Origin of the sequence: Bacillus benzoevorans, from assembly GCF_014207535.1 — a bacterium.
Taxonomy (GTDB): domain Bacteria; phylum Bacillota; class Bacilli; order Bacillales; family Cytobacillaceae; genus Bacillus_BD; species Bacillus_BD benzoevorans.
In genome coordinates this window covers 1-11,587 of sequence record NZ_JACHGK010000019.1, presented here as the reverse complement: position 1 = coordinate 11,587, position 11,587 = coordinate 1, and the positions used below count along the sequence as shown (strand labels likewise).

Genomic DNA, 11,587 nt, shown 5'->3' with positions numbered 1-11,587 from the left:
TGTCCTTTTGAAGCCTTCTATTAGACAGATTTTCTGGGTTACCGCCTCTTCTTGTCCTTTTGACGCCTTCTATTAGACAGTTTTTACGAGTTCCTGAGTCATCCTGTCCTTTTGACGCCTTCTATTAGACAGCTTTTACAAGTTCCTGTCTCATCCTGTCCTTTTGACGCCCTCTATTAGACAGATTTTACGAGTTCCCGAGTCATCCTGTCCTTTTGACGCCTTCTATTAGACAGTTTTTCCGGGCTTCCGCCTCTTCCTGTCCTTTTGACGCCTTCTATTAGACAGTTTTTACGAGTTCCTGAGTCATCCTGTCCTTTTGACGCCTTCTATTGGACAGTTTTTCTGGGCTTCCGCCTCTTCCTGTCCTTTTGACGCCTTCTATTAGACAGTTTTTACGAGTTCCTGAGTCATCCTGTCCTTTTGACGCCTTCTATTAGACAGATTTTACGAGTTACCGCCTCTTCCTGTCCTTTTGAAGCCTTCTATTAGACAGCTTTTACAAGTTCCTGTCTCTTCCTGTCCTTTTGACGCCTTCTATTAGACAGTTTTTCCGGGCTTCCGCCTCTTCCTGTCCTTTTGACGCCTTCTTTTGTACAACTTCCGCTTGGTTTCCTCTGAGGTTGTCCGAATCACGGGCGCTTTTTAATTCCTTAAGTAGGAAGACCGAGTGACTGGGCAGCATTCACGCCCCTCTCAGACAAATTCAGAGAGAAAGCCGGGACAGTTTGCGCCTCATGAACCAGTCTGTATCACCCAAAGCACAAACAAGGAGCCCCCGCATCATCAAGGGCTCCTTTTGCCAAACATTTATTCAAATCGAGTCAATAAAGTCGCGGAGAATGGAGAGGATTTTCTTGTTTCCGCTATGGAACGGCTTTGGCGCGAAGCTTTCCAGCTGCTCCATGACCTCCCACAGCTCCATCGGCTCATTCCAGTAGAGAATATGCCCCGTCTGATAGAACTGCTTCACGATTTCCAGCTGGTGATCGTCATTATGCTCGCCGTATTTCACCAAGCGCGGGACGGCAATCACCTTCTTGCCCATCTTCATCCCCATCGTAATCGATCCCGTTCCGCCGTGGGTAATAATCACGCTGGCATCCCGGTAAAGCTCTGCCATATGCTCATAGGTCGTAAAATCAAAATACTTCATCCGCTCCGAACGGTATTTCGTATGACCTGCCTGCACAAGCACCTCTTCCTGAATCTTCCCTGCCAAAATTAGCTTGTCTATTTCCTTCAGCAAACGATCAAACGGAAGTTCATGCGTTCCCAATACCACAAATATCAATAGATAGACCCTCCATAGACTGCCTTAGGATAATGCTTTCTCATTTCCTCCCATTGGATAATAAACAAATCGGCAATAGGATAGACAAGCTTCCCCGATATCGTCGGGGTCGACGTTTTCGCAAAGCTCTCAATAAAGACAACCTTCCGTCCAAACAGCTTCGCAATATAACACATCGGCACAGCTGTATGAGCGCCAGTCGTCACAATCACATCCGGCCTCTCGCGAAAAAAATAATACAGCGATTTAAAAATATTATACGTAAACTTAAAAAAGTAACGAAACAAATAATTCCGCGCCCCATACATCAAAAATGACATCTGATACTGCTGGCTTAAATCCTCTGTAATAATCGATTTTTCCGTAATAATATGATAGTCATACTCAGCAAAAAGCGGCTTTAATTGCAAAAGCTGCGTCAAATGCCCGCCCAATGATGAGATGAACAAAACCTTTTTTCTTCTTTTTCTATCGCCTTTCATGCATCCTACCCTCCAGTAGGAAAATAGACTTCCACTACCCGATTGAGCATTTGTTCTTGGTCGTTTTCCTCTGCTTTTTTCATTCCATTTTTTATTAAAACATCTCTCTCATTCTTAGAAGATAACACAAATGAAAGAGAATGTGCTAATTCACGTGAATTTTTCACCGGCACCGTTACTCCGGCACCATCTGCCAATAAATACTTCAAGCCGCCTGTCTCACTGCCCACCACCGGTGTCCCGCACGCCATTGCCTCCAGTGCCACCAGTCCGAAACCCTCAATATGCGAAGGCAGGACAAGACAATCCGCGGCACACATCCAGCGCGCGATTTCCCGCTGCTCCATCACCCCAAGAAACTGCACATCCTCCTGCAAATTCCTAGCGGCAATCGTCTCTTCAAATTTCTTTTTGAAAAATAAATCCTTCTCCGCACCAATGATGCGCAATGTCATCCTTTGTCCCGGTTCGCGAATCGCTGTGTACGCATCCAATAATTCAGTCAATCCCTTTTGTTCAAGAATATTTCCGACAAAAAGAATGACCTTCTCTTCCGCGCCAATTCCGATTTCATCTCTCGTCGCCCGCTTCCCGTACGGTTTAAATATTTCCCGGTTCACACCCATATTAATGACGGAAACCTGGTCATCCGGAACGGAGAATTCACTCACAATCTTCTCCCGCAGTTCTTCGCCGACGGCAATGACATGGTCTGCTGCGTGCAGTACTTTTTTTGTTAAATGAAAAAGCCTATCACTTTTCCGCGCCATTTTATCAATATCGCCGCCATGGGCGGTCACCACCATACGGCAGCCGAAGAGCTTTTTAAACAAAAGCGCTAAATAGCCGCTGGGAAAGGTATAATGGGCATGGACCAGATCATAGGATTTTCCTTTTGTGAGAAGGAAAAAGATGGTTTGCAGCACCCATGCTGTGTACTTTGTCATGACATTTACTTTCCCGTTTTTGGGATTGGTAATAGCCGCCACATCGATATGTAAACCTCTTTTGCGTAAAGCTTCCACTTGATTTTTTATAAAAATGCCAAAACTTTTATGGTTTTGCGTTGGATACATATTGGTAATAACCAATACCCTTTTATCGTGTAACGGTTGCTTCATTCATTCCATTCCTTCTTCAACCATTTGTCGATGAATGACGCTTCATACGTCAACATAAGACATTATACCAACTTTTACAGTAGAATAGAAACAAAGAAATGATTTTTATATACAGGTTTTGCTATCAATCGCCAGAATTTGCCCTTTTTAGGGGCTCAACAAGCACTTAAACTATTTATTCTCCCAGCAAATTCTGTCATAATCAAAAACGTGGGGCGAAACACGGGGTCCTGCTTCCCTGGCGAAACACAGGGACGGTTCTCGCGTTTCTCTAATATTTTCCATAAGCGTGAGGGCCGTTAGCTGACATTCAAAGCATTAATAGGGTTACAGGCTTGGATGCCTGTTTAAAATATTCCTTATAAAGGAGGATGCTTCTCTTTGAAAATTGTCATATCAGGATTTTACGGACTTGGAAATACCGGGGATGAGGCCATCCTCGAAGCAATCATCTATAATTTACGGGAACAGTTGGAGAATCCTGAGATTACGGTATTCTCCCTTTCCCCTGATAAAACCGCTAAAGAACATCATGTCAATAGTGTGTACCGGGGCTGGCGCCATGATTTTAAAAAGAAAGTCGGGGCGCTTAAAGGAGCCGATTTGTTAATCAGCGGCGGCGGCGGGCTGTTGCAAGATACATACCCAACCCGCTTTTTATTCGGTCCTCTTCCTTACTATTTATTAATCGTTTTTCTTGCCAAACTTTGCGGCACGAAGGTGATGTTTTTCTCACAGGGTATTGGACCCGTCCATTCCAAATGGGGCAAAATATTAATGAAGGTTTTTGCTAATATGGCCGATTTCGTAACGGTCCGCGATCAATACTCTAAGGATTTGCTGCATAGGCTCGGGGTGACCCGTCCGCAAACGGTTGTCACTTCTGATATCGTTTTTGCTTACCAGCCGCGCAAAAGTACGGCGTGTATTGACAGCCTGCCGCTTGAGAACCGGGACAATCTGGTCGCCGTTTCCGTGCGTCCTTGGTTTGAAAAAGTAAAGCAGTTTGAGCAAATGGCGCAGATTCTTGATGCCTTAATTGAGCACCGCGGCGTGACACCTGTTTTCGTACCGATGGAGGGACATCATGATGCGAAGGCATCCGAAAGAGTACTCGCCCAGATGGTGCACAAGGATCAATGTTATGTATTAGGAACTGATTTTTCACCGAACCAATATGTGAATTTCATTGGCGAATGCCAGTTAACGATTGGGATGCGGCTGCATGCTCTTATTTTTTCCACGATTATGGGCGTTCCTCATATCGGTCTGAGCTACGATAAAAAGGTCGAGAGTCTGCTCAAACGCAACCATATGTGGGAATTTTCCGCCGCACTCCAGGATATTGATGTGGATGAAATGATTACCAACGCCATCGGGCTTATGGATCACCGGGAAAAATACAGCGAGATCATTTTAAACAGTGCGGCTGAACTGAAACAGGAAGCACTAAGGAATGTGGAGCTTTTGAAGGAGAAGTTTTTAAAATAAAGCGGGGCGGCCTGCTGTGGTTAGTTTAGTTCATGCTATAAACCGCGAAGAAGGGACATTTCCCGTTTTATTTAATTGTAATCATTCTAAATAGTGCAATAAACAGTAGTTTTGGTGCAATAATCCAAAGTTTGGTGCAATTATGTCTGGTTTTGGTGCAATAAATGAAAATTTAGTGCGATTCCCTCACTTTTCGGTGCAATTATTTATTTTTCCAGGAAACAAGCTCTGATTTTGGTAATAATTCTTTCATTTTTTAAAAAATAGAGCTGATTTTTCCTCTAATGAAGGCCATTCAGGTACAAATAGAACAGCAGGGGGAAACTTCTCCTGCAATACATAGCAACATCCAGTCAATGGAGGGACGATTATGAAAATCTTGCTGGCTACAGCCTATGAATACCCGCATATTGGGGGATTGTCGACACATGTGACGACGTTAAAGGCAGGGCTTGAAGCCCGGGGGCATGAAGTCGATGTCCTCTCGTTTGCCAATATTGCCCCAGTTGTACGCAAGCTTTATGCACAAGGACCGAGCTACGTGATGAACAAAATCCGCAAGGGACGCGGGATCCTTTGGACACATCACGTGCGGCAAAATTGTGTGCAGAAATTAATTGAGAAAAATAAACATAAAAACTATTGTCTTATTAACGCCCAGGACCCTTTTTCCACACTAGCGGCTTTGGAGACTGGCATTCCAGTCGTGTCAACGGTTCACGGCTACGCGACGTTTGAATCGATCAGCAAAGGTTCGATGATTGAGGGAAGTCCGGAAGCGAAGAAGTTTCAGAGCATTGAAATCAAAGCTTATAAAGGAACGCGAAAAATTGTCACAGTGGACCAGCGCTTGAAAAATTATATTAAAGAGGTTTCTGGTGTCGAGGCGACAGCGATCCGTAATTTTATTGATATTCATAGTTTTAAGCCGGATAAAGGAAAAAGGCAGGAATTTCGCGCGCAGTACGGCGTTGACCAGGACGAGCAGGTTGTGTTTATTCCAAGACGGCTTGTGCCAAAAAATGGCGTTATCTACCCTGCCCTTTCGTTTCCCGCTGTGCTGCAGAAGTATCCGAAAGCCCGGTTAATTTATGCCGGTGAAGGAACTCAAATGGCTGAAATCAAAAGAATCGCGGCGGAGAATGGGATCGAGGACCGGGTGACCCTGCTCGGCAATGTGCCGCATGATAAGGTGAAGGACTATTTCGCCCTCTCGGATATTGTCATTGTTCCCAGCGTCTATTCAGCCGGTGTCGAAGAAGCGACTTCAATCTCAGCCCTGGAAGCAATGGGTTCCGGCACTCCGCTCATCGCCTGTGCAGTCGGCGGTTTAAAAGAAATTGTCAACCCGGGTGTGGACGGACTGTTAATCGAAGAAAAAAGCGCCGAGCAAATGGCAGCGGCGATCATGGAACTGCTGGACAATCCGGAAAGAGGCGCGGAAATGGCAAGAAAAGCGCGGGAAAAGATTGAACAGGAATACTCTCACATTACAGCTGCAGCGAAGTATGAAGAAATCTATCTTAGCGCATTGCAAATGAAATAAAATAAAACTTCCAATAGCTGTGGTATTCGGCGCATTTCATCGGGAATGCGCCTGTTTCTTTATGCTGGGTCATATAAATCAAAACTTAAGCAACGGGGTAACGATGTAAAAATGAAAATGAGTGCGCCATCTTTTTCGCAAAAGTTAATGGGTGCTCAACCGATTGAATATGAATATATAAAATTTCGGGTTCAGTAAATAGCCAATGATTATGTAAAGCACTGACAATCAACCCCTGCTGCACAATTGAATGCATAAAACTAGGAATCTCTTCTTGTAAAATAGCGATTTCAGCCATATTTAAGGCATGACCACTTTGATCCATTGATTCAAATGAGACTCCAACCGGCACTGCTGAACGGCTTTGGCGCCCTTGAATCAACACCGTAAAACCGCGGTGTAACGATACAGAACAACCATCTTGATTAACTTCACTTTTCCCTTTCAGGATTTGCGCAAATTGCTTACAAATTGAATCAAAGTTATTCATCTAACCGCCCTCCCTTTACTACTAAATTATGTTGTCTCATACTGTTTTATGTTCAAAGGAGCCCCCTTCCCGTTATCCGCACAATTGGACGCAGGGGCGGCTTCACACATCCCCTAATATATTCCAATTGAAATATGAAAATTTTCATTCTGGACCTTGAAATATATTGATAAAAGCTTTAAAAATGGAGATAATTCTATAGTTACAGAAGAAATAAAAACGGAAGTAACACTCAGGGAGATGATAAAATGGATCAACACCTGCATCATGCAGAAGAACATTTTTCAGGATCTGACTTCATTCGAGATGTTGTCATTGGGATGTCAGACGGATTAACCGTACCATTTGCATTAGCTGCCGGTTTGACCGGTGCGGTGGATACAACCACATTGATTCTTACTGCCGGAAGTGCTGAAATTGCAGCAGGTTCCATTGCCATGGGACTCGGTGGATACTTAGCAGGAAAGACAGATACAGAACATTACGAATCTGAATTTGCCCGTGAACAACGCGAGATAAGAGAACTTCCCGAGCGCGAGGAAGAAGAAGTCTCCGAAATTTTCCGTGAATACGGCCTTGAAGAAGACCAAATCAAATCGATTACAGAAACCATGAAAAAGAATCCTGAAAAATGGGTGGAATTTATGATGAAATTTGAATTGGGATTGGAGAAGCCGGAGCCGACAAGAGCGAGAAACAGCGCGATTACCATTGCCATTTCTTATATTGTCGGAGGAGCAATTCCATTGTTTCCGTATTTTATCTTCCATAAACCTGCAACTGCATTAATGGTTTCAGCGATTGTTACACTCATTGCCTTGCTCATTTTTGGATACATAAAAGGAAGGTTCACCGGAACATCCCCGAAGAAGAGTGCTTTTCAAACGATGATTACCGGAGGGCTGGCTGCGGCCGTAGCGTTTGGCCTGGCAAGACTTCTAACCTAATGGCTGAATTTTTATAAGTGGTAAACAATATATGTATACACCCCCTGCCAATGGCAGGGGGCGAAAAGTGATTGCCCAAGTTGTACTTGACGATTTATTACTCATGCTTTCATCTCCTTTTCCATTGATAAGTGTGAAAGGCCAACCGTATAGGTTGGCTTTTCACAGTTTAGCTTTGTTGGGCACCCGCAAGATTGTTCATATTCTTATTCTGTATTTTGTCACGTGCTGGTTTAAACATAGACAGAACGTAAATTACTAAACTGACAATCCCAATTCCTAAAATGATGTTAAAGGATTGGCCAGTGTAGAGACCGCTGCCGAAGTAGAAAATCTCCCGTAACCCTTCAGAAGCAAAGCGAAGAGGTACCCATGGACGAATAAAGTGTACGAAAAAGCTTGGAAGCATTTCTTCTGGTGTCATAAGAACACCCATACCTAATAGCATGACCACCATGAATAGTGTAATCGCTGGTTTGCCAATCCATGCTGTAATTGCTGATACTAATAAGAAGAAACAGAATGCAGCGAACGATACGAAGAATGCCACTAATAAGTAACTTGGCATATTAATACCAGCTAGTGAAGCAAGTGTTGCAACAGTAAAGCCTGAGAATAAGGCGATAATCATGCCGAATAATACTTGGCCGCCCATTAAATGTATTGCTTGTCTACGTGTTAATAGTTCTTTCTTAAAGATATTTGATGTTGCTAAAAATACAATGAAACCACCGATTAAAGCACCTACCCAAGCAGGAACCGCCATTAATGTTGGCGCACTGCCATTAGCTGTAGAGGCAGTAATAGGATTGAATACTTTTTCTTCAGAAACAATCGGGTTAACAAGTACAGATGCTTGGTTCGCATCAATTTGCTGCCCATGCATTTGTGCAATAAAGCTTTTGGAATATTGGTTACTTAACTGCGTAATTAAACCGTTTAAAGCCGTCTTCGCAAAGTTTGCACCGGTCATGTTAAAACCTTGGTTAATATATACCTGCAAAGTTGCAGCAGAGTTGTTAGTCATTGCTGTTTGTAGTGTATCATTATAACCTTTAGGAATAACTAAAGCGGCATAGTACTTTTTATCATCAAATAAATCTTCAATATCTTTTTCTTTTTCAATTGTAAAGGCTAATATAGGATCCTTTCCATCCGTGCTTTTACTCATTTGCTTAATGGCTGACCTTACTGTGTCTACATGCTCGCCCTCATCATTTACAATCAGGGCAACCGGGAGATTTTTCACTTGTGGATTTCCTTGCGCAAATAGGTTTAAAGAGAATAGTGCGATGATCAATATAACAGCAATGGGAGCAGACCATGCTAATTTTTCTTTAAATAATCTCACTGATTTCACTCCTTCTGAATTTTCAACATGTTGTTTATTGGTACGTAACTATCTTATAATCAGGGAGTACCTAAAGCAATGAACAAAAGTATAGAGGTTGTTGTATTTTAAGAAGAAGGTGATTCTTTTTGAGTATTTATATAGAGAAAAATCGCAAAACAAAAGAGCTTATTCAAAAGTCATTCTTGCAAATTTTAGAGAATAAGCGGTTTGAATCGATTACGATAGGGGATATAACGAAAATAGCACAAATCAATCGCGGGACATTTTATTTGCACTTTATTGATAAATTCGATTTGCTGGATCAAATAGAGCAACAGTTATTTACGGAGATAGGTAATCATATTGATGAATTACAATCTCGCTATTCCTTTACTCATGCATTTGAAAAAGAACAAGAGCATTTAGCTAATACGTTATTTAGCGTTATTGAATTACATTCACCAATCTTACAAATATTTTTAAGTGATCATGGAAGAGCGGGTTTTCATATTCGATTTAGAGATGCCTTTTCAGAAAAAGTACGTATTAATTTAGAGAAAAATGAAGGTTTCAATGCCAAATTAAAAGTCCCACTGGAATACTTTTTATCCTTTATCACGTCTGCTTTTTTAGGATTAATTGAACAATGGTTTCAAAATGGTTTAGATAAAACCTCTCAAGAAATGACCAGCCTATATATTGATATTATTTCCTTTATCAAAAGAGATAAATGGTAATAAACACCCCTACTCCTTTCGTTACCCTTTATCAAACAATCCTATTAACTATTAAAGATATGAAATAATGGACTGCTGAAGCAGCCCATCATGCTTGATTTTCACGCCTAAAAATGGAAATTAGCGGGATAACTGCTGCAGTTATGCGCCCGATAACAGAATAAGAATTATTTAACTTCTAAAACAAATGCATAGAACGCATCACCATGAGATACATTTTCTTCTTTTTCATCCATCCACCATACTCCGTACGAATAATAATAAATTCCCTTTTCGCCGGGTGCTGTAAACTTTTGATCATTTATTTCAATTTCCATTTCATCGTTATTCTTTATCTGTAAAAGATGAATTTCATTAGGTTTTGGTGTGTAATCCATTGTTAATGTGATTTGCTCACCACTTTTTATTTGTATAGGCTCATCATCATCCAACAACTCTACTGGCCCTGCAGTATCAACACATTCTGCTTTCCCATTAGATCCCCAACAATATGAACCCAGTTTAGTTTCATGCTTTACACCATCAATTTCTATATTTACAATTGGAGGCTTGTTCCCAGATAAATTTCCACTGCCATCCTTATTTTTAGTAACTACACCATTACAACCACTTAATATAAAAACAAAGAATAAAATAGCTACGATACTAAACTTCCTCATTGCCTTCCTCCCTCCTTGCAATTCTTTAATGCGCCCTTTACTTCAATAAAAATAGCCATTCTTCCTTCCTGAAGTATGGCATCCGTTAGTTTAGTAATCAATTGAATTAGCGATTTCAACTAATATTTCTGGTGTCACTTTGTTTGCTATCCGTTTATCAATTCCAAGCATATATTGCCAATGATCTTTTTCAAAAACAAGGATATTAGAGTTTCGTTCAATGATAAAGATGGCTTTCTGTCCATTTTTAAGTGTATAGATTTTCTGATTGCCTTTATCCCTTATTGTAATTTTATTTTTCAAGTAACGTATATCAATTTTATAGTGATTTTCCGGTGATTTTTCATTTATAAACGCTAAATCCAAAGAATCATTTGTGTCGCCGTCTAAATTATTAAATCGTCCGAAATAATGAGTAAATGCTATCGGTGGTATTCTAAGGGGCAATTTCAAATCTTGTTTAAAATGTTGTTCAAATTCCTTTATTGCTTCTTCAGCAGTTTTATATCCTATTTCAGGAAAAAACTCTTCGTAAGATGGTGGTTTGTCATTTTCATTTGCACAGACTTTATCAGTATCTATCCCACAAATTAAGATACTAAATATAAGCAATAAAAGAGAGATCCCTTTATTCATTTGCATCATCCCTAAATTATATTTAAGGGTATTTTCCCCAATTCAATTACAATTATCCTTTTTCAAGTAAATGGCCCTTCAAAGCAAAAAGAGCGCAAATACATCTGGAAAGCGCCCTTTTCTTGAATAAAAAAACTATTTATTGAATTTTAAATCATTAAAATACATTTTTTTATCAAAAGAGGGAATTTTAACATCGAGGTGATGAAATGAAAAAAGCACTATCCATGGTTTTACTCGCTATATTATTTGTTACGCCCTTTACCTCCGTGAATGCAGCAGAAAATAAAAACGGGAATACAAATGTACAGGAAATCTATGCAACACCTAATGATATGATTTTAGATTTTATCCAAATTAAAGCCGATAACATTATTCAAAAAGAATACGGGAAACAAATGATGTGGGGTTGGTTTAAAATTAAGAATGATAAGCATATTATAAAAAATGATGAGAAAAAAAGATGGTACGAACTAACAACTGTCATTATAATACAAGACCCCGATAATAAAGAAGCTGGAGTCAAATTTGATTCAATGACTTTTAAATTTACACCAAGAGTTCCAGGTAATGATAATGACGGAGACTTAGGAGATACAAAATTTGAACTATTGGAATATAAGCGTAATGATGCGAAAGCCTATTAATCAACAACACCTATGAAGGACGGAAAGCAGTCCTATTGTCCTTGGGTTGTAAAAATTTTATTTTTGATCTTACAAAAGGCCGTCAAAAAGACGGTCTTTTTCTCAACAACGTCAGCAATAGGTAAGCGTTTGATGCAATCTCCGGCTTTTCCCCTGCTCCGCACGGAACGTGCAAGTTTCCCTGCATTCCGCGCTCCATCTATC

The 11,587-nt window shown here is 40.8% G+C and carries 12 protein-coding genes; 5 read left to right on the top strand and 7 right to left on the bottom strand.

The genetic code is table 11. The annotated features are described in order from the left end of the window. Positions 1–814: 814 nt before the first annotated feature. The 3 genes from pssE to HNR53_RS19055 are packed head-to-tail and all read right to left on the bottom strand — an operon-like array spanning position 815 to position 2,897. Positions 815–1,285, bottom strand: a complete 471-nt coding sequence (gene pssE, locus HNR53_RS19065; protein WP_343065361.1) for a PssE/Cps14G family polysaccharide biosynthesis glycosyltransferase — start codon at positions 1,283–1,285, stop codon at positions 815–817. 5 nt (positions 1,286–1,290) lie between these two features. Further along, positions 1,291–1,776, bottom strand: coding sequence for a PssD/Cps14F family polysaccharide biosynthesis glycosyltransferase (gene pssD / locus HNR53_RS19060; protein WP_184529030.1), 486 nt, complete (start codon positions 1,774–1,776; stop codon positions 1,291–1,293). 5 nt (positions 1,777–1,781) lie between these two features. Further along, a complete protein-coding gene (locus HNR53_RS19055) occupies positions 1,782–2,897 on the bottom strand; it encodes a glycosyltransferase (protein ID WP_246439691.1) in 1,116 nt (371 codons plus the stop codon). 381 nt (positions 2,898–3,278) lie between these two features. Here HNR53_RS19055 and csaB point away from each other — a divergent pair, with 381 nt between their 5' ends. Together csaB and HNR53_RS19045 are read left to right on the top strand one after the other, a co-directional pair. Then, a complete protein-coding gene (gene csaB, locus HNR53_RS19050; protein WP_184529028.1) occupies positions 3,279–4,388 on the top strand; it encodes a polysaccharide pyruvyl transferase CsaB in 1,110 nt (369 codons plus the stop codon). Positions 4,389–4,758: 370 nt separating this feature from the next. Then, positions 4,759–5,934 carry a glycosyltransferase family 4 protein gene (locus tag HNR53_RS19045; RefSeq protein WP_184529026.1) on the top strand — a complete coding sequence of 392 codons (1,176 nt, stop codon included), beginning with the start codon at positions 4,759–4,761 and terminating at the stop codon, positions 5,932–5,934. An 85-nt stretch (positions 5,935–6,019) separates the two neighbouring features. Here HNR53_RS19045 and HNR53_RS19040 read toward each other — a convergent pair whose 3' ends face one another. Continuing rightward, entirely contained in the window at positions 6,020–6,424 is a 405-nt protein-coding gene (locus HNR53_RS19040; RefSeq protein ID WP_184529024.1) for a DUF1259 domain-containing protein, read from the bottom strand. A gap of 248 nt (positions 6,425–6,672) precedes the next feature. Between HNR53_RS19040 and HNR53_RS19035 the strand changes: the two genes are divergently transcribed. Beyond that, a complete protein-coding gene (locus HNR53_RS19035) occupies positions 6,673–7,371 on the top strand; it encodes a VIT1/CCC1 transporter family protein (protein ID WP_184529022.1) in 699 nt (232 codons plus the stop codon). 169 nt (positions 7,372–7,540) lie between these two features. Here HNR53_RS19035 and HNR53_RS19030 read toward each other — a convergent pair whose 3' ends face one another. Beyond that, a complete protein-coding gene (locus HNR53_RS19030) occupies positions 7,541–8,731 on the bottom strand; it encodes a YhgE/Pip domain-containing protein (RefSeq protein WP_343065360.1) in 1,191 nt (396 codons plus the stop codon). A gap of 119 nt (positions 8,732–8,850) precedes the next feature. Between HNR53_RS19030 and HNR53_RS19025 the strand changes: the two genes are divergently transcribed. Continuing rightward, positions 8,851–9,441 (top strand): TetR/AcrR family transcriptional regulator, encoded by a 591-nt coding sequence (locus HNR53_RS19025; protein WP_184529020.1) that lies wholly within the window; start codon positions 8,851–8,853, stop codon positions 9,439–9,441. Between the two features lie 167 nt (positions 9,442–9,608). Here HNR53_RS19025 and HNR53_RS19020 read toward each other — a convergent pair whose 3' ends face one another. Both HNR53_RS19020 and HNR53_RS19015 read right to left on the bottom strand, forming a co-directional pair. Continuing rightward, the gene (locus tag HNR53_RS19020) at positions 9,609–10,100 is read right to left on the bottom strand and encodes a hypothetical protein (RefSeq protein WP_184529018.1); all 492 of its coding nucleotides are present in this window, start codon (positions 10,098–10,100) and stop codon (positions 9,609–9,611) included. A gap of 90 nt (positions 10,101–10,190) precedes the next feature. Continuing rightward, positions 10,191–10,736, bottom strand: a complete 546-nt coding sequence (locus HNR53_RS19015) for a hypothetical protein (protein ID WP_184529016.1) — start codon at positions 10,734–10,736, stop codon at positions 10,191–10,193. A gap of 209 nt (positions 10,737–10,945) precedes the next feature. On the opposite strand from HNR53_RS19015, the gene HNR53_RS19010 reads away from it, so the two are divergent. Next, positions 10,946–11,383: a hypothetical protein gene (locus tag HNR53_RS19010; protein WP_184529014.1), complete on the top strand. Its 438-nt coding sequence runs from the start codon at positions 10,946–10,948 to the stop codon at positions 11,381–11,383. Positions 11,384–11,587: the final 204 nt, after the last annotated feature.